Raw genomic sequence first — 22,825 nt, forward strand, 5'->3', positions numbered from 1 at the left:
TCAGGCTCTCCCGAACAGGCCGTAAGGACGCACCAGAATCACCACGGCCATTGCACCGTAGATCATCAGGCTCGCGCCCTGGGGCCAGAGTGTGGTCATCAGGCTTTGCACCACGCCGACCAACAGGCCGCCGACCAGTGCGCCGCTGAAGGAACCCATGCCGCCAATCACCACCACCACGAAGGCCACGCCGAGGATTTCCGGGCCGACAAAGGGCTGGGCGCCGCGCAACGGCGCGAACAGCACACCGGCAACGCCGGCCAGGGCCACGCCGAGGGCGAAAGTCATGGAGAACAGGCGGAAAATGTTGGTGCCCAGCAGGGACACGGTTTCCGTGCTTTCACTGCCGGCGCGCACCAGGGCGCCGAAGCGCGTGCGTTCCAGCAGCAGCCACAGGCCAAGGCCAACGAGGCCGGAGAACACGATCAGGAACAGCCGGTAGTAGGGGTAGACGAAATCGCCGACCACCAGTACCCCGCGCAGTAATTCCGGCACGGCGACGCTTTTGCCCACCGGGCCCCAGATCATCACGCTGGCTTCCTGGATGATCAGGGCGATGCCCAGCGTTACCAGGATCTGGAACATGTGCGGCAAGTGATAAATCCGCTGGATCAGTAATCGCTCGATCACCCAGGCCAGCGCGGCCACCACCAGCGGCGCAATCAGCAGTGCCAGCCAGAAGCTGCCGGTGAGGCTGACGGCGGTGTAGCAGATGTAGGCACCCAGCAAAAAGAACGCACCGTGGGCGAAGTTGACGAAGTTCAGCAAGCCGAAAATGATCGTCAAGCCGACCGCGATCAGGAAGTAAATCATCCCAAGGCCCAGGCCGTTGAGAATCTGGAACAGGTAAAGATTAAGCATGCAGGAACCCTCGGCAGGCGGCCGCGTGAGCGGCCCTGCGCTGTGTCACCAGTAGATTTTCAGCGGATCAGCCGAGCACGCAGCCCGTGGCTTCCACCGGTGGGAACGACTGGCCGGAGCTGAGCACCTTGGCCAGGTCGTCCTTGTCGGCCATATCGGCGGCGGCCTTGCCTACCAGCAGGTAGTAATCCTTGATCACCTGATGGTCGCCGGCGCGGATCGATTCCTTGCCAGTGGGGCCTTCGTAGCTCAAGCCCTGCATGGCCTTAGCCACGGTCGGGCCGTCGAAACTGCCAGTGGAGATGATGGTTTCGAGCATGACCTTGGTGCTGATGTAGTCAGCGGCCAGCGGGTAGGTGGGGTTGATGCCGTATTTGGCCTTGGTCAGTTTCACCAAATCGCGGTTGAGCGGGGTGTCGACCTGATGCCAGTACTGCGCGCCGAGGTACACGCCTTCCAGTACGTCACTGCCCAGCTCCTGAAACTGATCGAGGCCGGCGGACCACACCAGCAGCACTTTCATGCGCTCCTTGATGCCGAAGTTCACCGCTTGGCGCAGGGTGTTGGACGACTGGCTGCCGAAGTTCAGCAGCACCAGCACATCGGGTTTGGCGGCGATTGCGTTGGTCAGGTAACCGGAGAATTCCTGTTCCTGCAGCGAGTGGTAGCTGTTGCCGGCGTGTTCCAGGCCATGCTCGGCCAGCACCGATTTGGCGCCTTCGAGCAGGGCTTCACCGAACACGTATTGCGGGGTGATGGTGTACCAGCGCTTGGCGTCGGGCAGCAGCTTGATCAGCGGCACGATGGTCTCGCGGATCGCACCGTAAGTCGGTACCGACCAACGGAAGGTGGCGCTGTTGCAGTCCTTGCCGGTGACTTCATCGGCGCCCACCGGGGTCATGAACACGCCACCGGCCTTGCTCACTTCCTTGGCCACCGCGAGTGCCGAAGACGACAGGGTACAGCCCTGGAAGAAGCGTGCACCGTCCTGCTGGATTGCTTCCTGGACCTTGCGCACGGCCTTGCCGGCGTTGCCTTCGGTGTCGATCACCTTGTAGACCAACGGGCGACCGAGCAGCTCGGGGTGTTGTTCCACCGCGAGGCGTGAACCCATGTCGGCAAATTTGCCATAGCTGGCAAAGGCGCCAGACATGGACTTGAGGCCGTAAAAGGTAAAGGGCTCGGCGGCGAATGCAGAACGCACGCTCAGCGGAAGGCTGAGGGCGGCTGCGGCGGTGAGACTGGCTTTCAACAACGTACGACGCTGCATGGGGTGACTCCCTGGATTAGTTATTGGCAGGAGTGGCAATGGCGATACGGTGGAGCACGGCCTGTGGTCAGGCCTTTTATTGGGGGTTGGGGGGTGTCAGTGGTTGTGATCGAACTCCAATAGAAAGTGCGGGCTGACTTCACCTTCAAGGGCGGTCATGTGGTGTTCGGCGTCGCACATGTGTTCGTGCATCAGGCTGCGTACGGTGGCTTCGTCTTCGGCTCGGAAGGCGATCAGCAGTTGCTTGTGGTAGTCGAGGTTGGCGGCGTCGAATTGCTTGCGCTTGGGTTTGTAGGCTTTTTTCAGGACGACCAGGTCGCGCAGCAGGTCGTTGAGGAATTGCGCCATGAAGCTCAGTAGCGGGTTGGGGCATGCCTTGGCCAGCAGGTTGTGGAATTCGAGTTCGGCGATGCGTTGTTCGCGTTGGCCGGCTTCGCTGTCTTCGGGGGCGCTGCAGAAATCGACGTTGTCCTGGAGGGCGCGGTAGTCGTCTTCGCTCAGGTGGCCCAGCACGGAGACGGCGAGTTCGACTTCGATGACTTTGCGCAGTTGGTAGACCTGTTCGCCGTCCAGGTGCTGGAAGTGCAGGTAGTTGCGCAAGGCGCGGCTGGCGGGTTCGGTGCCGGCCTGGTTGAGGTAGGCGCCGCCGCTGGGGCCGGTGCGGGTGTTGACCAGGCCTTCGACTTCCAGCGCCTTGAGGGCTTCGCGGGCGGAGCCTTTGGAGCACTGGAAGCTTTCCATCAGCTCGCGTTCGGTGGGCAAACGGTCGCCGGGTTTCAGGGCATCGGTGACGATTGAGCGTTTGACCGACTCGACGATGACGTCGGAGAGCTTCTGGCGTTTGCGGCGCAACGGGCGGCTTAGCATGGTGGTTGATTGATCCTATTAATGCGCATTAATAGTACTTAATAGGGGTTTGGGGTGGGGCGTCAACGGAGGGGGTCGTTTTTGGTTTGGATGGGTCGTAAATGGGGTGGGTGTGTATATCCGTTGCTGCGGTCAGGGCCGCTTATGGTTCCGCCCTTACGGCGGCTCACTTTTGAACAGCGCAAAAGTAAGCAAAACGCTCTTGCCCCACCACTCGGCTCCTCGCCTAGGCTCGGAGTGCCCTCACTCCGGCTTTGGAGCGTGGGCCGCCGCGATGGGCCATCCTTGGCCCAGCGCGGCTAACCCGGCGTCCTGCCGGGTTACCCACGCTCCAAAGCCTGCGTTCGGCCAGCGTGGTTTAACGGGGCGCCTAAGATCAAGATCAAAAGCAGATCAAGAGCACAGCGGCCTACAGGCCGGCTTGAGTGTGGTGAAGCAACAGCAACAGCAAGATCAGAAGCTAAAGCGGGCACGGTCCAAATGTGGGAGCGGGCTTGCTCGCGAAGGTCGTTAACGATGACGCTGGCATTCTGGATGAACGCGGCGGTCTCAGGTTTTTCGCGAGCAAGCTCGCTCCTACATAAAACAGAAAAGCAGCTTTGTTTTTGCTTTTAACACTCAAGCCGGCCGGTAGGCCGCTGTGCTCTTGCTTTTGATCTGCTTGTGATCTTGATCTGCGGGCCCCGTCAACCACGATGGCCGCAAGCAGGCACGGTGGAGCGGGTAAATCGGCAGGGAAGCCGATTTAGCCGCGCCGGGCCATGGATGGCCCGTCGCGGCGGCCCGCGGAGCCGAGCCGGAGTGCGGGCATGCCGAGCCCAGGCGAGGCACCGAGTGGTGGGGCAAAGACCTTTTGGTTACTTTTGGCTGGGCCGGCATTCCGGGCGTTTGCCAAAAGTGACCCGCTGTAAGAGCGGAACCATAAGCCGCCGTTACCGCAGCAACGGATATGTACCCCCACCCCCCACTCCTCACAATCAAAAACCTCCCCCCGCCTGACCACACYCCCCGCCGCAAGCACCGCCCCCGGTGCCAACACCCCATTGGCACCCACCCGACACTGATCCCCCAGCAACGCGCCAAACTTGTCACAACCAGTACCCTGCAACTGCCCGTCAACGCGCACCTGCACCTGCTTGTCGTCACGCTCGTTCCGGTAATTGGCGACGATGCTCCCAGCCTCCAGATTAACCCCGCGCCCCAGCACCGAATCACCGACAAAATTGAAGTGCGCCAACTTGCTGCCGCTGAAAACAAAGGATGTCTTGAGCTCTGCGCCAGGCCCAAAAATGCAATATTCATCCACCCAGCAACCACCTCTAAGGTAAGCACCAGCAGCGATAAAACAGTGAGCACCAACAATCAGCGGCGCTTTTAAAACAGCACCAACTTCAACGATCGCCGTCCGGTGCACGGCAATCTCGTCATGAATTTCATAATCTTCGTCAGACAGCCCCGCCAGCAATTGGCGAACCACGCCAGGCGCCTGGGTAACCAGTTCCCAAGGCGCCAGATCAGCCCAGGGCGCCAGCGGAGAACGAGAAAAATCAGCGATGTAATCGGTGAGTCGAATCAACGTCGAGCCCTCTACAGATCAGAGAAGTCCGAAACGCTAGCATGAAACATGACTTTACAGTTTGTACAGATATGGATATTTTATCCAGATAACAACCTTCGAGAGATCCCTTCCATGCAATCGTCTTCGTACCATGACGTGATCAACGCCGCCGAACGCCTGGAGGGCTTCGCCAACCGCACGCCGGTGTACACCTCTCGCACCCTCGATGCCGAGACCGGCGCCCAGGTGTTTATCAAGTGCGAAAACCTGCAACGCACCGGTTCGTTCAAGTTTCGTGGGGCGTTCAATGCGCTTTCACGGTTTGACGAGGCACAGCGCAAGGCCGGGGTAGTGGCATTTTCCTCGGGTAATCATGCGCAAGGCATCGCGCTGGCCGCCCGTTTGTTGCAGATGCCGGCAACCATCGTGATGCCCACCGACGCCCCCGCCGCCAAGGTCGCCGCTACCCGGGAATATGGCGCAAGGGTGGTGTTCTACGACCGCATCACCGAAGACCGCGAGCAGATCGGTCGCACTCTGGCCGAGCAACACGGCATGACCCTGATCCCTTCCTACGACCACCCGGACGTGCTGGCCGGCCAGGGCACCGCCGCCAAGGAGCTGCTGGAATTTACCGGCCCACTCGACGCCTTGTTCGTCGGCCTGGGCGGTGGCGGCATGCTCTCCGGCACCGCCTTGGCCACCCGTGCGTTGTCGCCCGATTGCCTGTTGTACGGGGTCGAGCCCGAAGCCGGGAATGACGGCCAGCGTTCATTCCGGAGCGGCAGCATCGTGCACATCGACACACCCGCCACCATCGCCGATGGCGCCCAGACCCAGCACTTGGGCCACCACACCTTTCCGATCATTCGCGAGAGCGTGACCGATATCCTCACCGTCTCGGATGCCGAGTTGGTGGCCTCGATGAAGTTCTTAATGCAGCGCATGAAAATGGTCGTGGAACCCACCGGCTGCCTTGGTCTGGCGGCCCTGCGAAACCTCAAGCATCAGTTCCGGGGCCAACGCGTGGGCATTATCGTGACCGGCGGCAACGTCGACCTCCAAACCTATGCGACGCTGCTGAGCACTCCACAATGAACATCATCCACACCCCCGCAGCCTCGGTGCCTGCCGGGCACTACGCCCAGGCCGTGAGTCATCAGGGCACGCTGTACATCTCCGGGCAATTGCCGGTGAGCCCCGATGGGCGTCACAACCTTGAGGCGTCGTTTGCCGAACAGGCCCAAGTGGCCCTGGACAATCTGTTGGCGATCTTGAAGGCGGCAGGCGGCTCGCCCGCAGACCTGGTGAAAGTCACCGTGTATGTGGTGGACGTGAAGCACTGGCCTGAATTTGACGGCCTGTACGCCGCTGCGCTGGGGGAGCACCGCCCGGCCCGCGCGGTGGTGCCGGTGCCGGAATTGCACCACGGCTACCTGATTGAAATCGAAGCCGTGGCACGTTCGGCGTAGGTCATTTGGCGTAGGTGTAGACCGCCGCCCGCGAGACCCCAAGGTGCGAGGCAACGGTTTCCATGGCACGTCGAATGTCCATCACGCCCGCCTCTTTCAGCTCTTGCATCAACAAGCGCCGGTCGGCGGCCTTGAGGGCGCGCGGGGTGGTCGCCAGGCGTGCGGCGAACTGGTCGATACGCGCGCGAATGGCATCTGCGCCGGACGGGTCGAGGGACTCGGCGGGCCGGTCGCCGCTGACCGAGCCGAATTGTTCCAGCATGCCCTGCAGGCCCCGGAACAGCGAGAGGTCAACGTTCATGCACAAGGCTGCCACGTATTTGCCGGTGGAGTCCTTGATGCCGATGGAGGTGCTCTTGACCTGGCGGCCGTCGGCGAACTGGTTTTGGTAGTTGGCGATCACCTGCGGGTAATCGGGATCGGCGATCCGCGCCAGGCCCAGCTCGGTGGCGGGGTCACCCGGTTGACGCCCGGAGAGGTTGTTGTGGATGGCCATGATTGCGTGCTGGGGGTCGCGCAGGTCGTGGAGTACGACCTCGCAAAACGGGCTGAAGGTCTTGCTCAGGCCTTCGGCAATCTGTTCGAGTTGGCTGATCAAGGCCGCTTGTTCGGGAGTGTGCTTTTTCATTCAGACAACATATCCAGTAGTGGATAGACCGTCAATTTGGCTTTTTTGGAGTGTGCGGGGGATATACCGGAAGCCTTGCTGAGGTGTGAGGATGGTCGGGGGGTATATCCGTTATTTGGGTGATGGCTTGTATGGGTTCCGCTCTTACAGCGGCTCACTTTTGAAAAGCGCAAAAGTAAGCAAAACGCTCTTGCCCCACCACTCGGCACCTCGCTAATGCTCGGTGTGCCCTCACTCCGGCTTTGGACCGTGGGCCGCCGTCATGGGCCATCCCTGGCCCAGGACGGCTAACCTGGCGTCCTGCCAGGTTACCCACGCTCCAAAGCCTGCGTTCGGCCAGCGTGGTTTAACGGGGCGCCTAAGATCAAGATCACAAGCAGATCAAGAGCACAGCGGCCTACCGGCCGGCTTGAGTGTGGTGAAGCAACAGCAACAGCAACAGCGAAATCAGAAGCTAAAGCGGGCACGGTCCAAATGTGGGAGCGGGCTTGCTCGCGAAGGTCGTTAACGATGACGATGGCATTCTGGATGAACGCGGCGCTCTCAGGTTTTTCGCGAGCAAGCCCGCTCCCACAGAAAAGCAGCTCTGCTTTCGCTCTGGATCTTGCCTCTGCTTCTAACACTCAAGCCGGCCGGTAGGCCGCTGTGCTCTGCTTTTGATCTGCTTGTGATTTTGATCTGCGGGCCCCGTCAACCACGATGGCCGGAGTGCGGGCATGCCGAGCCTAGGCGAGGCGCCGAGTGGTGGGGCAAAGACCTTTTGGTTACTTTTGGCTGGGCCGGCATTCCGGGCGTTTGCCAAAAGTGACTCGCTGTAAGAGCGAAACCATAGGTGGCCGTTACCTAAATAACGGATATACACCCATACCAAAAGAGTATCAAACCATACCAACCCGATATTAGACGAAAGCAAACACGCCAGAGGAAACTACCCACAATTACAAAAATACCTAAAGAGTATAAAAAAATGCCCACCCACTCCTCCTGGATCGTGCTGTCCATCACTGGCATTTACATGCTGAGCCTGGCACTGATCAGCTACGGCGTTCGCCGTCATTCCCGCAGCGCCAACAACTACACCACCGGCGGTGGCCACTTCCCGGCGTTCCTGATCGGCTTCCTGATGCTCTCGGAATTTATCGGCACCGCAGTCAGCATCGGCACCGCCCAAACCGGTTTCAAGGTAGGCATCTCCGCCGCCTGGAACCTGTTCGCCCTGGCCCTCGGCTTCGTACTCTTCGCCTGGCTACTGGCCCGCAAGTACAAAGACCTGGGCGACAACACCATCTCCGGCGTACTCGCACGCAACTACGGCCAACGCACTCGCTTCGCCACATCGATCATCACCATCTTTGCCCTGGAAATCGTCGCCGTCTCGATCTACGCCAGCGGCGGCGCCGTATTAGCCAGCGTAATGCAAGTGGACCGAACCCTGGCAATCGTGATCGTCGGCGTGGTCTCGGTGGCGTACGTCAGCATCGGCGGCATGCGCTCGGTGATCTACACCAACTTCGTCCACGCCGCTTTGAAATACCTCGGCGTCGGCCTGGCCCTGTGGTTCGGCTTGAAGCAAGTAGGCGGCATCGGCCAGTTGCAGGCGCAATTGCCGGCCAGCATGTTTGACTGGACCACCGTCGGCTGGGGCCAGATCATCGCCTGGATGATCGCCGGTATCGGCTCGATCTTCTCTACCCAATACGTGATCCAGGCGGTAAACACCGTCAGCCATGCGGGCAAGGCCCAGCGGGCGTGTTTCTACGTGGCGGTGCTGATGGTGCCGTTCGGCATCGGCGCGGCATTGATCGGGATGTGCAGCGCCGTGCTGTTCCCCAATGTCGATTCGCTGCAAGCCTTCCCGACCCTGATCGCCAGCATGGACCAACTGACTGCCGGGCTGGTAGTCGCGGGCCTGGCCGGCTCGCTGTTCGGCACCATTTCGGCAGTGAGCATGGGCTCGGCGACGTTGTTGCTGCGGGACTTCTATGAGCCGTGGTTCAACCCGGAAAAAAGCGACGCCAAGTCCCTGCGCTTCGTGCGCCTGGCGACCATCGCCGTCGGCCTGTTGCCGATTGCCCTGGCGCTGACGTCGGACAAGGTGCTGATGATCGCCTTCCTCGGCAAGGCATTGCGCGCGTCCCTGGCGGTGCTGGTGTTGATGGTGTTCTACGCACCGAAATTCGGCACGGCGACGGGTGCGTTCCTGAGCATCATTGCCTCGTTGCTGGCGACAGTGGGCTGGTTTCTCGCCGGTAATCCGTGGGGCATCGACAACGCTTACATTGCCTTGTTTACGCCGCTGATCATCATGGGCATCAGCCATGTGACACGCTGCAAGACACCGGCTGAACCGCTGGTGCCGGCCACCCGCTGAGGTAGGATGGCAGCCCAACCAATAAGGAAGTTGTGAAATGCTGCCGATTCGCACCCCGTTGATCCTGCACCCCGGCTTGTCCACCGCTACCCGACGCATCTGGCTGAAGCTTGAGAACCTGCAACCTTGCGGCTCGTTCAAGTTGCGCGGGATGACCACGTTGTGTGCCTACGCGGCCAGCCAGGGCAAGACCACCGTGGTGTGCCCCTCCGGCGGCAATGCAGGGTTGGCGACGGCCTTTGCGGCGCGGGGCCTGGGATTGCAGGCGCGGATCGTGGTGCCGACCACCACCCCCGAAGCGACCCGCGCGCGCATCCGCCAGGCCGGGGCCGAGGTGGTGGTGCACGGTGATCTGTGGGATCAATCCAACGAGCTGGCGCTGCAATTTTCCGAAGCACCGGACGCGCTGTACGTGCCGGCCTTTGATCACCCGCTGTTGTGGGAAGGTCACAGCCGCATGATCGATGAAATTCTCGAGGACTGCCCTCAGGTGGGCGCCATCGTGACCTCCGTGGGTGGCGGTGGATTGCTTGCGGGCGTACTGACGGGGCTGGAGCGCCATCGGCGATTCGACTGCAAAGTGATTGCCTGTGAAACGGCAGGCGCAGCGTCGTTCGCTGCGGCCGTGGAGGCTGGAAAACCGGTGCGCCTGGCGAAGATCGATACCCTGGCCAAGTCGTTGGCCGCGACCCAGGTGGCGGCGTGGCCGGTTGAGCATATCTGCAGGTTTGCCCATCAGTGCGTGGTGTTGAGCGATGCCGACGCGATGATGGGCGTGGCGCGGTATGCCGATGATCTCAGGCAGTTGGTGGAACCGGCGTGCGGCGTTTCGTTGGCCGTGGCTTATTTGGAGCATGCCGCGATTGCCGGGGTTGAGGATGTGGTGGTGATTGTGTGTGGCGGGGTAAGTATCAGCGCGGAATCCGTCGGGCAGTGGCAGAAAACGATTTCTTGACGGGGGTAACCGGCGAAAAACACAGGTGAGTGGCTGATCCGTATTAATGACCCGGGTCTGAGTCTGTATTGTTCTGCCCATACTTCCTACAGTGCCGCCCACTTGGAACCGTGGGAGGACTAAGCATGCAACCACCATCAACCGCACAGGCCTACAACTATAAGGTCGTGCGTCAGTTCGTCATTGCAACCATCGTTTGGGGCGTGGTCGGCATGGCCATGGGCGTGTGGATCGCCTCGCAACTGGTCTGGCCGGAAATGAACCTCGACCTGCCCTGGACCACCTTCGGCCGCCTGCGCCCGCTGCACACCAGCTTGGTGATTTTCGGCTTTGCCGGCAGCGCGCAATTCGCCGCCAGCTACTACGCAGTACAGCGCACCTGCCAGGTACGGCTGTACTCGGACAAGCTTGCCGCCTTCACCTTCTGGGGCTGGCAGTCGGTGATCGTGATCATGTTGGTCAGCCTGCCGCTGGGCTACACCACCACCAAGGAATACGCCGAAATCGAGTTCACCGGGGCGGTGTGGATGACGGTGGTGTGGGTGGCCTATGCCATCGTGTTTTTCACCACCGTAGTACAGCGCAAGACCCAGCATATCTATGTCGGCAACTGGTTTTTCGGTGCGTTCATCGTGGTGATCGCGATGCTGCACGTGGTCAATCACCTGTCGATCCCGGTGGACTGGTTCAAGTCCTACCCGGTGTACTCCGGCGCCACCGACGCCATGGTGCAGTGGTGGTACGGGCACAACGCGGTCGGCTTCTTCCTGACTACTGGTTTTCTGGGGATGATGTATTACTTCGTGCCCAAGCAAGTCGGGCGGCCGGTGTATTCCTATCGCCTGTCCATCGTGCACTTCTGGGCGCTGATCACCCTGTACATCTGGGCCGGCCCGCACCACTTGCACTACACCGCGCTGCCGGACTGGGCGCAGTCCCTGGGCATGGCGATGTCGCTGATCCTGCTGGCGCCCAGCTGGGGCGGGATGATCAACGGCATGATGACGCTTTCCGGGGCCTGGCATAAATTGCGCACCGACCCGATCCTGCGCTTCCTGGTGCTGTCGCTGGCGTTCTACGGCATGTCGACGTTTGAAGGGCCGATGATGGCGATCAAGACCGTCAACGCCCTGTCCCACTACACCGACTGGACCATCGGCCACGTCCACGCCGGCGCCCTGGGCTGGGTGGCGATGATCACGTTTGGCTCGCTGTACCACATGATCCCGAAAATCTTCGGGCGCGCGCAGATGCACAACGTGGGGCTGATCAATATGCACTTCTGGCTGGCGACCATCGGCACGGTGCTGTACATCGCGTCGATGTGGGTCAACGGCATCACGCAGGGCTTGATGTGGCGGGCGGTGAACGATGACGGCACCCTCACCTACTCCTTTGTGGAAGCCTTGCAGGCCAGCCATCCGGGGTTTGTGGTGCGCTTTGTCGGCGGGGTGTTCTTCCTCAGCGGCATGTTGCTGATGGCGTACAACACCTGGCGCACGGTGCGCGTGGCGGACCTGAAGGTGGCGCAGCTTGACGCGCAGATCGCCTGATGTGGGAGATAGCGCTGAACCTGGCAGCGGTGATCGGCCTGTATGGCGCGGTGGAGTATTGCTTGCGGGGCCAATCGAAGGAGAGCCTGGATGAAGCCAGCCTGATGCCGTTTGCCGATGACCCGGAAGTGGCGCGGCGGGTTGAGTTGGCCACGGGCAAGCGGGTCAACGCGGTGGCGCCTGAGGAAACAAAGCAGGACTGGGGCAATATAGAGATCTGATTGTGGGAGCGGGCTTGCTCGCGAAAGCGGTGGTTCAGTCAACATATACAGCGACTGACACACCGCTTTCGCGAGCAAGCCCGCTCCCACACAAGCACCACATTGAGCGACTAGCCGCGTTCGCGGGGAATCAGACTCTGCAACTGCAACGCCAGGAAGTTGGCATCGAAGCCAAAGGTGTCCGGGTCTTTCAGGCCGTTGGTTTTCTTCCACAACCAGTCGTTTTTCCCCGGCAGCAACACCAGGGAAATGCTGCCGTAGCGGGCAGCGGTCAAGCCCATCACCGACAACGAAATCAAACCACCAACGCCCATCACATCCGGCACGAACTCCACCGGTTTGCCGGCGATATGGATGGTCAGTTTCTCGGTCTTGAAGGTGGAAGTCTCCACCGGCACGCTGGGGCCGGAAGCCACGTACGCCTCGCGCTGCACTTCCAGCAAGCCGACAGTCTTTACCGGCTCCAGCCACTGCTCGATCTGGCCGAACAACTCGCCGATCTTCTGCGCCCAATGGGCCGACTGCACTTCGAACTGCTGCTTCTTGTGGGCTTCGCTGTCGGCGTAATGACGAAGCATCTCGCCCAGTTGTTGTACATCGTCCATTGCCGTGTTCCTTGGGTGACCCATGTTGCGAGCCTTGATCATGGCAGATGCCGCACGCTGGCGTATGACTAAAGCGCAGCGCTTGGGTAATGTGGTGCCCTCGCCCGTCCAATTCAGGAGCATCGCATGCGCACCATCGGCCTTATCGGCGGCATGAGCTGGGAGTCCAGCGCCGAGTATTACCGCATCATCAACCAACGCGTGCGCGACCAGCTCGGGCCCCTGCGTTCGGCACAACTGTTGATGTACAGCGTCGACTTCGGCCCGGTGGAGCAGGCCCAGCACGCCGGGCGCTGGGATGACGCGGCGCTGATCCTCGAAGACGCCGCCCGCCGCCTGCAAGCCGGTGGCGCCGAATGCATCGTGCTGTGTACCAACACCATGCACCTGGTGGCGCCGCGCATTGAGGCGGCGGTGTCGATACCGTTTCTGCATATTGCAGACGCCGCCGGCGCGGCGGCCGTGGAAGCCGGCACCCTGACCGTGGGCCTGCTGGGCACCGCATTTACCATGGAGCAGGCATTTCTCAAGTCACGCCTGGCCGGACAGGGGCTGACCGTGCTGGTACCGGACGCGGAAGAGCGCCAGGCCGTGCACCGGATCATCTATGAAGAGTTGTGTGTCGGGGTGATCAGCGACGCATCGCGTGAAGTGTACCAACGGGTGATCGAGTCCCTGGCGGCGCGTGGCGCCCAGGCCATCATCCTCGGCTGCACGGAAATCAGTCTGTTGATCAAGCCGCAGCACAGCGACCTGCCACTGCTGGACACCACCGAGCTGCATGCGCAGGCTGCGGTGGCGTTTGCCTTGCAGGACGACTAGGCAGGCTGGCGAATGCGCGCCATGGTCAGGGTGTCGACGAATGCGCCGTCACGCACGGCGTAATCCCGCAGCCGGCCTTCGGTCTCGAAGCCGAACTTGTGGTACAGGCGGTGAGCGGCTTCGTTGTCGGCATACACCGTCAGTTCCACCCGGTGCAGGTTCATCCAGTTATCCGCCACCTCCAGCGCCGCGCTCAGCAGCCGGGAGCCCACGCCCTTGCCCTGCCAGGCGGTGGCCACGCCCATGCCAAACGAACCGACGTGGCTTTGGCGCACACGCAAATACTGTTCAAGCCCGAGCTGGCCGATCACCTCACCGGCATGCACCGCCACCAGTTGTAGCCGCCGTTCGTTGTCCTGCACCAGGCGTTTGCGCCAGGCCTCGACCGACTGGAAAGGCATTTGCAGCACCTGACGGCAGACAGCCGGGTCGTTGTAGAGCGCAGCGACGCCGTCAAGGTGGGCCTCGGTGAAGCGCGTGATAACGATTTTGGGTTCAGGTGTGTGCATGGTGTTTCATCCTTTGAAAACACATGGCGGGCCAGTGTAGGCGGCAAAGCCTCAGGATGGCGAGCCCAGCACCGCAATTATCAAGGCCGCGCAGCCACCAATTTCCAGACCCGGGCGATGTCCGAGGCGCGCTCGCGCAACAGGCGAGGCGCCTCGCTGCAGGCCTGTTCCAGGGTCATTGGTCCCGATGGCAACGCGAACGCGGCATCCACACCGTGGGCGTACATCTGCTCATAGCCCTCACCCAACGTGCCGGCGATCACAATCACCGGCACGTTGTGCTGTTTGGCGATCCGCGCGACGCCAAACGGGGTTTTGCCCCGCAGGGTCTGGGCGTCGAAGCGGCCTTCGCCGGTGATCACAAGGTCAGCGCCACGCACCGCTTTTTCGAGGCCTACCAACTCGGCGACCACTTCAACACCTGCACGAAACTGCGCGCCAAGGAACGCCTTGGCGGCGAACCCCAAGCCACCGGCGGCGCCGCTGCCGGGTTCGTCGCGCACATCGTTGGGCAATACCTTGGCGCAGTGATCGGCGAAATGGCCAAGAGCGGCATCCAGTTGTTCGACTTGCTGGGGATTGGCGCCTTTTTGCGGGCCGAAAATCGCCGAAGCACCGTGGGGACCGCACAGCGGGTTGTTCACGTCGGCGGCGATTTCGAAGCGCACTTCTTTCAGGCGTTGGTCCAGTTGCTCAAGGCTGATGCGCGACAACTTGGCCAGCGCCAGGCCGCCCAGGGGCAATGCTGCCTCTTCGGCATCAAGCAATTGCACACCGAGAGCCAGCATCGCCCCCGCGCCGCCATCGTTGGTGGCGCTGCCGCCAATGGCCAGGATGATGCGTTGGGCGCCGGCATCCAGGGCGGCGCGGATCAGCTCGCCAGTGCCGAAGGTACTGCTGGAACACGCATCTCGCTGACCCGGTGGCACGAGTTGCAGACCGCTGGCCTCGGCCATTTCGATGATTGCGGTGTGGCTCTCGGCCAACCAGCCCCAGTGCGCGTCGACACTGTCACCCAATGGCCCTTGCACACGGTTGGTGCGCAACTCGCCCTGGCAGGCGGCGAGTACCGACTCCACCGTGCCCTCACCACCGTCAGCCATCGGGCACTTGATCAGCTCGGCGTCGGGCCACACGCTGGCCAACCCCTCGGCAATGGCATTCGCCACGCCTTCAGCACTCAGGCTGTCCTTGAACGAGTCGGGGGCGATGATGATTTTCATGGGCTTTCTCCGGTTTTTATAACGCCCATGCTGCCAGTTGGCACCGGCAATAACGCCTGTCCATTGCACAAGAGTGGCTGGGGTTTGTTGTTCATTTGGACAAAGCCTGCGGCAGTAGCTGCACGCCCAGGTACAACGCGAGCATGCCGTCAAGGGTCAACGGGTCGACGCCGCTCAGCTCGGCGATGCGCTCCATGCGATAGCGCAGGCTGTTGCGGTGGATGCCCAGGGCGTCGGCGCAGGCCTGGCTTTGGCCGTCGTGATCGCACCAACTGCGCAGGGTTGCCTGCAACTGGCCGTTACTGTCCTTGGCCAGCACCTTGCGCAACGGGTTGAGCAGTTCGTCGAGGGCGTCGTCGTTGCGGTGGCGCCAGAGCATCACCGGCAGGCGGTAGCGATTGAGGGTCAGCAGCCGCGATTCGGGCAGCACATCGCGGCCATAGGCAAGCAGATCACCGACTCGCCGGTAGCAACGGCGCAGCCCGGGCAGGCCGTCTGCTTGCCCGCCGACGGCAACCCGCAGGATGTTCCAGCCCAGGCCGTCGAGTTTTTCCAGCAGGCGCGGGTTGTCGACTTGCACCGACGCCGGTCGGCACCACAGCAGGGAAAACTGTGCGGAGCTGACGCACCAACTGTCCGGGTAGCGCGAGGTCAGCCAGGCGCTCAAGGCTTCCGCCGACTGGCCGCTGCCCAGTTCAAACAGGTACGGCGTACGTGCCATCTGCGGTTTGAGGCCCAGCTGCTGCGCTTCATCCACCAGCCGTGGCGAGTCGCCGGTCTCGGCCAGCAGCAGCGCCAGCAAGTCATCGCAACGCTGCCGGCGCCATTGCTGCTCGGCTTGCTGGTGACGCTGGCTGACCAGCATTTCGGCGGTCATGCGCACCAGTTGTGCATAGGTACGCAGCAGCTCCGGCTCGCCGGTAATGCCCAGCACGCCGATCAGGCGCTGATCGTGCAACAGCGGCAGGTTGATCCCGGGCTGCACGCCCTTGAGGTGCTTGGCGGTCTGGCTGTCGATCTCCACCACGCGTACATTCGCCAGCACCAGCTGTGCGCCTTCATGGCGAGTGTTGATGCGCTCGGGTTCGCCGCTGCCCAGGATCAGGCCCTGGCTGTCCATGACATTGACGTTATAGGGCAGGATCGCCATGGTGCGATTGACGATATCCTGCGCCAAGTCATGATCCAGCTCGAACATGGGGCTAAATTCCTGGAAAGTGGGTTGTTCATAGGCACAGCGCAAATGGTGCCTGACTGTGCGCGAGCACAAAGACATCAACCCTTGAGGTGGCCGAGACTCATTGGGCGATCAACGTTACCCTCGCATCGCGAAAAATCATAATAAAGAGAGACTGCCATGTCACAGAGCGCCGCTGTTACCCAGGCCACCGATGACGATAAAAACGCCGTATACAAGCGCATTACCCTGCGCCTGATCCCCTTCATTTTCATCTGCTACCTGTTCAACTACCTCGACCGCGTCAACGTCGGCTTTGCCAAGTTGCAAATGCTCGACGCCTTGAAGTTCAGCGAGACCGTGTACGGCCTTGGTGCCGGGATATTCTTTATCGGCTACGTGCTGTGCGGCGTGCCAAGCAACCTGGCGTTGACCAAATTCGGTCCACGGCGCTGGATTGCGCTGATGATGATCGTCTGGGGCACATTGTCCACCTGCCTGCTGTTCGTCACCACACCGACCCATTTCTACGGCTTGCGCCTGCTGACCGGCGCCGCTGAAGCCGGGTTCTTCCCGGGCGTGGTGCTGTACCTCTCGCAGTGGTTCCCGACCTTCCGCCGTGGGCGGATCATGGCGCTGTTCATGTCGGCGATTCCGGTGTCCGGCCTGCTGGGCAGCCCGTTCTCCGGCTGGATCCTCAACCACTTTGCCGCCGGCCAAGGCGGGCTTGCGGGATGGCAGTGGATGTTCCTGCTGCAAGGCGTACCGACGGTGATCCTCGGCGCCCTCGCCTACTTCCTGCTCAGCGACAGCTTCGCCAACGCCAAGTGGCTCACGCCCCATGAGCGTGCCGTGCTGGAAGCCGACCAGGCGACCGACCTGGCCAACAAGCCGAAAACCACCAGCGACTCGCTGCTGGAAGTATTCAAGAACCCGGCCATCTGGGCATTCGGCCTGATCTACTTCTGCATCCAGAGCGGTGTGTACGCCATCAACTTCTGGCTGCCGTCGATCATCAAGAACATGGGCTTCAGCGATAACCTGGTGATTGGCTGGCTCAGTGCGATTCCATACCTGCTGGCAGCGGTGTTCATGTTGCTGGTGGGCCGCTCTGCGGACTTGCGCAAAGAGCGGCGCTGGCACCTGGTGGTGCCGATGCTGATGGGCGCGATCGGGCTGGTGATTGCGGTGAACTTTGCGACCACGCCGGCGATTGCGATACTCGGCCTGACCATCGCCACCATGGGCGCCCTCACCGGCCTGCCGATGTTCTGGCCGGTGCCCACCGCCATGCTCAGCGCAGGTGCTGCGGCGGGTGGCCTGGCGTTGATCAACTCCATGGGCCAAATGGCGGGTTTCCTCAGCCCGTACATCGTCGGGTTTGTGAAGGATGCCACCGGGTCTACGGACCTGGCGCTGTACTTGCTGGCGGCGGTGATCGTCGCGGGCAGCGTGCTGGCGTTGCGGATGACGCGCACCTTGAAGGTGTAACACCGTCAGTGTGGGGGCGAGCTGGCTCGCTCCCACAGTCTGATGTCTGTTTACAACAAACCACCGCCGTCGACGTCAATCACGCTTCCCGTGACAAACCCGTTCTCCATCGCCAGCACATACCCGGCCGCCACTTCTTCAGCCTGCCCCACTCGCCCCACCGGCAACGCCCCGCCCGCCTTGGCAAACATCGCCAGCCGCTGCTCCTCGGACAACCCGGCATACGCCTCGGTGTCGATCACGCCTGGACTGACCACATTCACCCGACGTGGCGCCAGCTCCTTGGCCAACTGTTTGCCCAGCGCTTCAGTGGCCGCGTTGATCCCGGTCTTGATGAATTGCCCTGCCACGGTTTTGCGCCCCAGTTGACCCGAGGTCAGCGTGATGCTGCCGCGCTCGTCGAGAAAAGGCAGAGCCGACTGGATCGCCCGCAGCGAACCCCAGAGCTTCACGTTGAAGTTGTCTTGCGCCAGGTTCAGGTCCGTCTCGATCAAGGTCTTGGCCTGTACCGCAGGGCCTGCGGTGTAGACCAGATGATCAAACGGCCCCACTGTTTCGAACAACCGCTGCAACGAGACCGCGTCGGTCACGTCTACCTGCTCGCTGCGCACACCGTTCTCCACGGTTGAAGACAAGCGCCGCCCCGCCAGCACCACGTGGGCTCCGCGTGCCACAGCCTGCTTGGCCACGGCCGCACCAATGCCGCTGCTACCGCCGATGACGATGATGGTTTTGCCGCTGAGGGGAGAAGTCATGAAGAACTACCTGGCTGATAAATGAGGTTTCATCTTCCCAGCTTGGCAATCGCTGAAAAATCCCGGTAAAACGACAAGATCTTTAAAGGATTTTTACAGATGAGCTCAATCCTCGACCTTGAAGTGTTTGTGCGCACCGCCGACACCGGCAGCTTGTCGGCGGCCGCCCGCAGCTTGAGCCTGACCCCAGCTGCAGCCAGTATTGCCCTCAAGCGCCTGGAAACCCGCCTGGGCATTCGGCTGCTGGCGCGCTCCACTCGCAGCATGCGTCTGACCGAGGAAGGCCGGCGCTACCTCGACAGCGTGCGCGTGGCCCTGGAGGCGTTGTCCGAAGGCGAACAAGCGATCAAGCAGCAAGGCCAGAGCCTCAGCGGTTTGCTGCAATTGGCCGCGCCCTCGGACTTCGGGCGCAATGTGCTGCTGGGCTGGCTGGATGAGTTCAAGCTCGAACACCCCAACGTTCGCCTCCAATTGCTGCTCAACGACAGTAATGCCGACCTGTTCCGCGAAACCGTCGACATCGCCCTGCGCTTCGGCGTACCACGGGACTCCAGTCTGGTGGCGCTGCCGGTGGTGCCCGATCACCAGCGCGTGGCCTGCGCCAGCCCCGACTACCTCGCGCGCTACGGTACCCCACGCATTCCCCAGGATCTGGCGCAACACAGCACGCTGCGCTACATGCGCCAGGGTCGAGCGAACAACACCTGGTACTTTCGCCAAGGCGAGTTGCTGCAGGAAGTCGAGGTCAGCGGCGACTACCTGAGCGATGACGGCGAGATTGTCCGGCGCTGGGCGTTGGCCGGCCATGGCATCGCCTATAAAGCGCGGCTGGATGTGGCCCGCGACATCAAGGCCGGGCGCCTGGTGCCGTTGCTCACCGATTGGCAAGGCGAGCCGACGCCGTTTAACCTGATGTGTCCGCATCGGCTGCAAGTGTCGGAACGGGTCAAGGTACTGCACCGCTTCCTGCAACTGCGTTGCGCCGAACTATTACCGCAATAACCGTCCCAGGGCTTGTTCCAGAGCCTTGCTGTCTGGTATTGGATAGGGACTGTCTCCCCCTTATGAGGTGTTCACGATGATTTACCGCACACTGGGCCAGTCCGGGTTGAAGGTCAGCGCACTGACCCTGGGCAGCATGATGTTTGGCGAGCAGACCAACACCGAGGACTCGCTGCGCATCATCGACAAGGCCTGGGATCAAGGCATCAACTTTATCGACACCGCCGACGTCTACACCGGCGGGCGCTCCGAAGAAATCGTCGGTGAAGCCATCGCCCGCCAACGTCAGGATTGGGTGTTGGCCTCGAAGGTCGGCATCGGCCCGGTGGATGGCCTGCCGAACCGCAGCGGGCTGAGCCGCAAGCGGCTTTTCAATGCACTGGAAGCCAGCCTGACGCGCCTCGACACCGATTACCTGGACATCTATTACCTGCATCGTGAAGACCACGACACGCCGCTGGAAGTCACGATTTCGGCGATTGGCGATTTGATCCGCGAGGGCAAGATCCGCCATTGGGGCCTGTCCAACTACCGCGGCTGGCGTATCGCTGAAGTGATCCGCGTGGCCGAGCGCCTGGGTGTGGACAAGCCGATCATCAGCCAACCGCTGTACAACATCGTCAACCGCCAGGCCGAGGCGGAGCAGATCACCGCGGCCGCCGCCTATGGCTTGGGCGTGGTGCCTTACAGCCCGCTGGCCCGTGGCGTGCTCAGTGGCAAATATGCGCCGGACGTTACGCCTGAAGCCTGCAGCCGCGCCGGGCGCCAGGACAAGCGCATCCTGGAAACCGAATGGCGCGTTGAATCCCTGCGCATCGCCCAGCAGATCCAGCAATACACCCAGGGCCGTGGCGTGGGGATTGTCGAGTTTGCGATTGCCTGGGTGCTGAACAACTCGGCGGTCAGCTCGGCGATTGTCGGGCCGCGCACCGAGGCGCAGTGGGATGCCTACACCGGCGCGCTGGAGGTGAAGATCACGGCAGAAGATGAGGCATTCATTGATTCGCTGGTTACCCCGGGCCATGCCTCGACGCCAGGGTTTAATGACGTAAGCCACTTTGTCTCGGGACGCATTGCCCGATAGCCGAGCGGCATACACCTGACTTGTGGTGAGGGGGCTTGCCCCCCGTTGGAGTGCGCAGCGCTCCCGCTTTTCTGGGGCAGCTTCGCAGCCCAACGGGGGACAAGCCCCCTCGCCACGAAACAGAGCAAACATCTCACCCTAAAAGCACTATATTCCCTCCCTGAAATCTCCCTTCTTTTGTATGAATCGGTTTTCGCGAGGACAGCGTGTCTAAAGGTGTTGTGTTATCGGTCTTGGCCTCGGTGTTGTTTGCCGTGATGTATTACTTCACGTCGCTGCTGACGCCCTTGAGCGGCCTGGAGATTTTCGGCTGGCGGATGTTGCTGACAGCGCCTTGCATGACCGTGTTCATGATCGTCAGCGGCGAGTGGCGGCGGGTGTGGGAACTGGTTCGGCGGGTGGCGGCCAAACCTGGGTTGATCTTCGGGCTGCTGGTGTCTTCAGCCTTACTCGGGGTGCAGTTGTGGCTGTTCATGTGGGCACCGCTCAATGGGCGCAGCCTGGATGTTTCGCTGGGGTATTTCCTGCTGCCATTGACGATGGTGCTGACCGGGCGCCTGGTGTACGGCGATCAATTGTCACGCCTGCAAAAGATCGCAGTGTTTTTTGCCGGCCTCGGCGTGCTGAATGAGTTGTATCAGGTAGGTGGTTTCTCTTGGGCCACGTTAGTGGTGATCATCGGTTACCCGATCTACTTCATCGTGCGCAAACGCCTGAAGACCGACCACCTGGGCGGGCTGTGGCTCGACATGGCGCTGATGTTGCCGGTGGCGTTGTGGTTCGTGCAAAGCGGCGAACAGGGGTTTGCCGTGCTCGATGCGCACAAGGGCTTGTATGCCTTGATCCCGATGCTGGGCGTGATCAGTGCCTCGGCGCTGGTGTGCTACATCATTGCCAGCCGCTTGTTGGCGTTCAGCCTGTTCGGGCTGCTCAGCTATGTGGAGCCGGTGCTGTTGCTCGGGGTCGCCTTGTTGCTGGGAGAAAGCATCAAGGCGGGGGAATGGCTGACCTATCTGCCGATCTGGCTGGCGGTGATGGTGCTGGTATACGAAAGTTTCAAGCACCTGGTTCGCCAGCGCAGGGCCTGATTCCAGGCAAAAAAAACCCGGTCGCGGATACCCACGACCGGGCTTTTTTACATCAACGATCAGTCAGTGGTGAGCACACCACGACGCACCTGGTCGCGCTCGATAGATTCGAACAGGGCCTTGAAGTTACCTTCGCCGAAACCGTCATCACCCTTGCGCTGGATGAATTCGAAGAACACCGGGCCCATCAGGGTTTCCGAGAAGATCTGCAGCAGCAGGCGCTTGTCCCCCGCCACCGACGAACCGTCCAGCAGGATGCCCCGTGCTTGCAACTGGTCCACAGGCTCGCCGTGGTTTGGCAGGCGGCCTTCGAGCATTTCGTAGTAGGTGTCTGGCGGCGCGGTCATGAAGCGCATACCGATCTTCTTCAACGCGTCCCAGGTCTTGACCAGGTCATCGGTGAGGAAGGCTACGTGCTGGATGCCCTCGCCGTTGAACTGCATCAGGAACTCTTCGATCTGCCCGGCGCCCTTGGACGACTCTTCGTTCAGCGGGATGCGGATCATGCCGTCCGGGGCGCTCATGGCCTTGGAGGTCAGGCCGGTGTACTCGCCCTTGATGTCGAAGTAGCGCGCTTCACGGAAGTTGAACAGCTTCTCGTAGAAATTCGCCCAGTAGGCCATGCGACCGCGATACACGTTGTGGGTCAGGTGGTCGATGACTTTGAGGCCGGCGCCCACCGGGTTGCGCTCAACGCCTTCGAGGTACACAAAGTCGATGTCATAGATCGAACTGCCTTCGCCGAAGCGGTCGATCAGGTACAGCGGCGCGCCGCCAATGCCCTTGATCGCCGGCAGGTTCAGCTCCATCGGGCCGGTTTCGATATGGATCGGCTGGGCGCCCAGTTCCAGTGCCCGGTTGTAGGCCTGTTGCGAGTCTTTCACGCGAAACGCCATGCCGCACACCGACGGGCCGTGTTCGGCCGCAAAGTAGGAGGCGATGCTGTTGGGTTCGTTGTTAAGGATCAGGTTGATCTCGCCCTGACGGAACAGGTCCACGTTCTTGGAACGGTGGGTCGCGACTTTGGTGAAGCCCATGATCTCGAAGATCGGCTCCAGGGTGCCCGGGGTTGGCGATGCGAATTCGATGAATTCAAAGCCCATCAGGCCCATTGGGTTTTCGTATAGGTCTGCCATTTTCGGTGCCTCATCATTCTTGTAATTACAAATGTTTATTTGCGAGCAAGGATGAGGTCAGCGGGTGGCGCACAGGAGATACCCCGCACGCTGCGGGCGAGGAAGTCACCAAAGATGAGGGGGGACCCGAGTAGCTTCATGGTTGCATCAGTCTCTTACGGGCGAGGCTTGCGTTAG

21 protein-coding genes and 1 pseudogene are annotated in these 22,825 nt (G+C 61.4%); 11 read left to right on the top strand and 11 right to left on the bottom strand.

Translation table 11 applies throughout. From position 1 onward, the window contains the following. The 4 genes and pseudogenes from AU074_RS19800 to AU074_RS19820 all read right to left on the bottom strand — a co-directional run. The gene (locus AU074_RS19800) at nucleotides 1-861 is read right to left on the bottom strand and encodes a branched-chain amino acid ABC transporter permease (RefSeq protein ID WP_003215751.1); all 861 of its coding nucleotides are present in this window, start codon (nucleotides 859-861) and stop codon (nucleotides 1-3) included. 67 nt (nucleotides 862-928) lie between these two features. Then, complete coding sequence (locus AU074_RS19805; protein WP_076016160.1) at nucleotides 929-2,131, bottom strand: ABC transporter substrate-binding protein; 1,203 nt, start codon at nucleotides 2,129-2,131, stop codon at nucleotides 929-931. Between the two features lie 96 nt (nucleotides 2,132-2,227). Further along, the gene (locus AU074_RS19810; RefSeq protein WP_076016161.1) at nucleotides 2,228-2,998 is read right to left on the bottom strand and encodes a FadR/GntR family transcriptional regulator; all 771 of its coding nucleotides are present in this window, start codon (nucleotides 2,996-2,998) and stop codon (nucleotides 2,228-2,230) included. A gap of 970 nt (nucleotides 2,999-3,968) precedes the next feature. Continuing rightward, nucleotides 3,969-4,574: pseudogene (locus AU074_RS19820) on the bottom strand (LpxA family transferase); the annotation flags it as partial. Nucleotides 4,575-4,688: 114 nt separating this feature from the next. On the opposite strand from AU074_RS19820, the gene AU074_RS19825 reads away from it, so the two are divergent. After that, nucleotides 4,689-5,654 (top strand): threo-3-hydroxy-L-aspartate ammonia-lyase, encoded by a 966-nt coding sequence (locus tag AU074_RS19825; protein ID WP_076016162.1) that lies wholly within the window; start codon nucleotides 4,689-4,691, stop codon nucleotides 5,652-5,654. Then, entirely contained in the window at nucleotides 5,651-6,028 is a 378-nt protein-coding gene (locus AU074_RS19830; protein ID WP_076016163.1) for a RidA family protein, read from the top strand. The genes AU074_RS19825 and AU074_RS19830 overlap by 4 nt, the downstream gene beginning before the upstream one ends. A 1-nt stretch (nucleotide 6,029) precedes the next feature. Here AU074_RS19830 and AU074_RS19835 read toward each other — a convergent pair whose 3' ends face one another. Then, nucleotides 6,030-6,656: a transcriptional regulator gene (locus AU074_RS19835; protein WP_076016164.1), complete on the bottom strand. Its 627-nt coding sequence runs from the start codon at nucleotides 6,654-6,656 to the stop codon at nucleotides 6,030-6,032. Between the two features lie 967 nt (nucleotides 6,657-7,623). Here AU074_RS19835 and AU074_RS19845 point away from each other — a divergent pair. The 4 genes from AU074_RS19845 (at nucleotide 7,624) to AU074_RS19860 (ending at nucleotide 11,756) form a co-directional block, all read left to right on the top strand. Beyond that, on the top strand, nucleotides 7,624-9,027 hold the full coding sequence (locus tag AU074_RS19845) for a sodium:solute symporter family protein (RefSeq protein WP_076016165.1): 1,404 nt from the start codon (nucleotides 7,624-7,626) through the stop codon (nucleotides 9,025-9,027). A gap of 37 nt (nucleotides 9,028-9,064) precedes the next feature. Continuing rightward, nucleotides 9,065-9,982: a pyridoxal-phosphate dependent enzyme gene (locus AU074_RS19850; RefSeq protein WP_076016166.1), complete on the top strand. Its 918-nt coding sequence runs from the start codon at nucleotides 9,065-9,067 to the stop codon at nucleotides 9,980-9,982. A 125-nt stretch (nucleotides 9,983-10,107) separates the two neighbouring features. Then, nucleotides 10,108-11,535 carry a cytochrome-c oxidase, cbb3-type subunit I gene (ccoN, locus tag AU074_RS19855; protein ID WP_076016167.1) on the top strand — a complete coding sequence of 476 codons (1,428 nt, stop codon included), beginning with the start codon at nucleotides 10,108-10,110 and terminating at the stop codon, nucleotides 11,533-11,535. Then, on the top strand, nucleotides 11,535-11,756 hold the full coding sequence (locus AU074_RS19860) for a cbb3-type cytochrome c oxidase subunit 3 (protein WP_017480401.1): 222 nt from the start codon (nucleotides 11,535-11,537) through the stop codon (nucleotides 11,754-11,756). Before ccoN ends, AU074_RS19860 begins: the two co-directional genes overlap by 1 nt. 110 nt (nucleotides 11,757-11,866) lie before the next feature. Here AU074_RS19860 and AU074_RS19865 read toward each other — a convergent pair whose 3' ends face one another. Then, on the bottom strand, nucleotides 11,867-12,361 hold the full coding sequence (locus AU074_RS19865) for a hypothetical protein (protein WP_076016168.1): 495 nt from the start codon (nucleotides 12,359-12,361) through the stop codon (nucleotides 11,867-11,869). Between the two features lie 126 nt (nucleotides 12,362-12,487). Between AU074_RS19865 and AU074_RS19870 the strand changes: the two genes are divergently transcribed. Next, nucleotides 12,488-13,183: an aspartate/glutamate racemase family protein gene (locus AU074_RS19870; protein ID WP_076016169.1), complete on the top strand. Its 696-nt coding sequence runs from the start codon at nucleotides 12,488-12,490 to the stop codon at nucleotides 13,181-13,183. On the opposite strand, the gene AU074_RS19875 is transcribed toward AU074_RS19870, so the two are convergent. From AU074_RS19875 to AU074_RS19885, 3 genes are all read right to left on the bottom strand, one after another. Next, nucleotides 13,180-13,692, bottom strand: coding sequence for a GNAT family N-acetyltransferase (locus AU074_RS19875; RefSeq protein WP_076016170.1), 513 nt, complete (start codon nucleotides 13,690-13,692; stop codon nucleotides 13,180-13,182). The two genes, AU074_RS19870 and AU074_RS19875, sit on opposite strands and share 4 nt — an antisense overlap. 80 nt (nucleotides 13,693-13,772) lie before the next feature. Beyond that, a complete protein-coding gene (locus tag AU074_RS19880; RefSeq protein WP_076016171.1) occupies nucleotides 13,773-14,915 on the bottom strand; it encodes a glycerate kinase in 1,143 nt (380 codons plus the stop codon). A gap of 91 nt (nucleotides 14,916-15,006) precedes the next feature. After that, a complete protein-coding gene (locus tag AU074_RS19885) occupies nucleotides 15,007-16,113 on the bottom strand; it encodes a sugar diacid recognition domain-containing protein (RefSeq protein WP_076016172.1) in 1,107 nt (368 codons plus the stop codon). Nucleotides 16,114-16,272: 159 nt separating this feature from the next. Here AU074_RS19885 and AU074_RS19890 point away from each other — a divergent pair, with 159 nt between their 5' ends. Then, complete coding sequence (locus tag AU074_RS19890) at nucleotides 16,273-17,583, top strand: MFS transporter (RefSeq protein WP_076016173.1); 1,311 nt, start codon at nucleotides 16,273-16,275, stop codon at nucleotides 17,581-17,583. 50 nt (nucleotides 17,584-17,633) lie between these two features. Here the strand turns inward: AU074_RS19890 and AU074_RS19895 are convergent, their stop codons facing one another. Next, a complete protein-coding gene (locus AU074_RS19895) occupies nucleotides 17,634-18,338 on the bottom strand; it encodes an SDR family oxidoreductase (protein ID WP_076016174.1) in 705 nt (234 codons plus the stop codon). A 99-nt stretch (nucleotides 18,339-18,437) separates the two neighbouring features. On the opposite strand from AU074_RS19895, the gene AU074_RS19900 reads away from it, so the two are divergent. The 3 genes from AU074_RS19900 (at nucleotide 18,438) to rarD (ending at nucleotide 21,512) form a co-directional block, all read left to right on the top strand. Next, entirely contained in the window at nucleotides 18,438-19,340 is a 903-nt protein-coding gene (locus AU074_RS19900) for a LysR family transcriptional regulator (protein WP_076016175.1), read from the top strand. 76 nt (nucleotides 19,341-19,416) lie between these two features. Next, on the top strand, nucleotides 19,417-20,424 hold the full coding sequence (locus tag AU074_RS19905) for an aldo/keto reductase (protein ID WP_076016176.1): 1,008 nt from the start codon (nucleotides 19,417-19,419) through the stop codon (nucleotides 20,422-20,424). A gap of 206 nt (nucleotides 20,425-20,630) precedes the next feature. Beyond that, nucleotides 20,631-21,512, top strand: coding sequence for an EamA family transporter RarD (gene rarD / locus AU074_RS19910; RefSeq protein WP_076016177.1), 882 nt, complete (start codon nucleotides 20,631-20,633; stop codon nucleotides 21,510-21,512). 59 nt (nucleotides 21,513-21,571) lie between these two features. Here the strand turns inward: rarD and hppD are convergent, their stop codons facing one another. Further along, the gene (gene hppD / locus AU074_RS19915) at nucleotides 21,572-22,648 is read right to left on the bottom strand and encodes a 4-hydroxyphenylpyruvate dioxygenase (protein ID WP_076016178.1); all 1,077 of its coding nucleotides are present in this window, start codon (nucleotides 22,646-22,648) and stop codon (nucleotides 21,572-21,574) included. Nucleotides 22,649-22,825 lie beyond the last annotated feature (177 nt).

This window comes from Pseudomonas sp. ATCC PTA-122608 (assembly GCF_001952855.1).
GTDB lineage: Bacteria > Pseudomonadota > Gammaproteobacteria > Pseudomonadales > Pseudomonadaceae > Aquipseudomonas.

Bases quoted from the DNA above. Each gene is read 5' to 3' on its own strand.
- AU074_RS19895 (WP_076016174.1), bottom strand. From the start codon at position 18,338: ATGACTTCTCCCCTCAGCGGCAAAACCATCATCGTCATCGGCGGTAGC.
- ccoN (WP_076016167.1), top strand. From the start codon at position 10,108: ATGCAACCACCATCAACCGCACAGGCCTACAACTATAAGGTCGTGCGT.
- AU074_RS19860 (WP_017480401.1), top strand. From the start codon at position 11,535: ATGTGGGAGATAGCGCTGAACCTGGCAGCGGTGATCGGCCTGTATGGC.
- AU074_RS19800 (WP_003215751.1), bottom strand. From the start codon at position 861: ATGCTTAATCTTTACCTGTTCCAGATTCTCAACGGCCTGGGCCTTGGG.
- AU074_RS19865 (WP_076016168.1), bottom strand. From the start codon at position 12,361: ATGGACGATGTACAACAACTGGGCGAGATGCTTCGTCATTACGCCGAC.
- AU074_RS19830 (WP_076016163.1), top strand. From the start codon at position 5,651: ATGAACATCATCCACACCCCCGCAGCCTCGGTGCCTGCCGGGCACTAC.
- AU074_RS19880 (WP_076016171.1), bottom strand. From the start codon at position 14,915: ATGAAAATCATCATCGCCCCCGACTCGTTCAAGGACAGCCTGAGTGCT.
- hppD (WP_076016178.1), bottom strand. From the start codon at position 22,648: ATGGCAGACCTATACGAAAACCCAATGGGCCTGATGGGCTTTGAATTC.
- AU074_RS19825 (WP_076016162.1), top strand. From the start codon at position 4,689: ATGCAATCGTCTTCGTACCATGACGTGATCAACGCCGCCGAACGCCTG.
- AU074_RS19870 (WP_076016169.1), top strand. From the start codon at position 12,488: ATGCGCACCATCGGCCTTATCGGCGGCATGAGCTGGGAGTCCAGCGCC.
- AU074_RS19805 (WP_076016160.1), bottom strand. From the start codon at position 2,131: ATGCAGCGTCGTACGTTGTTGAAAGCCAGTCTCACCGCCGCAGCCGCC.
- AU074_RS19835 (WP_076016164.1), bottom strand. From the start codon at position 6,656: ATGAAAAAGCACACTCCCGAACAAGCGGCCTTGATCAGCCAACTCGAA.
- AU074_RS19810 (WP_076016161.1), bottom strand. From the start codon at position 2,998: ATGCTAAGCCGCCCGTTGCGCCGCAAACGCCAGAAGCTCTCCGACGTC.
- AU074_RS19845 (WP_076016165.1), top strand. From the start codon at position 7,624: ATGCCCACCCACTCCTCCTGGATCGTGCTGTCCATCACTGGCATTTAC.
- AU074_RS19875 (WP_076016170.1), bottom strand. From the start codon at position 13,692: ATGCACACACCTGAACCCAAAATCGTTATCACGCGCTTCACCGAGGCC.
- AU074_RS19850 (WP_076016166.1), top strand. From the start codon at position 9,065: ATGCTGCCGATTCGCACCCCGTTGATCCTGCACCCCGGCTTGTCCACC.
- AU074_RS19890 (WP_076016173.1), top strand. From the start codon at position 16,273: ATGTCACAGAGCGCCGCTGTTACCCAGGCCACCGATGACGATAAAAAC.
- AU074_RS19905 (WP_076016176.1), top strand. From the start codon at position 19,417: ATGATTTACCGCACACTGGGCCAGTCCGGGTTGAAGGTCAGCGCACTG.
- AU074_RS19885 (WP_076016172.1), bottom strand. From the start codon at position 16,113: ATGTTCGAGCTGGATCATGACTTGGCGCAGGATATCGTCAATCGCACC.
- AU074_RS19900 (WP_076016175.1), top strand. From the start codon at position 18,438: ATGAGCTCAATCCTCGACCTTGAAGTGTTTGTGCGCACCGCCGACACC.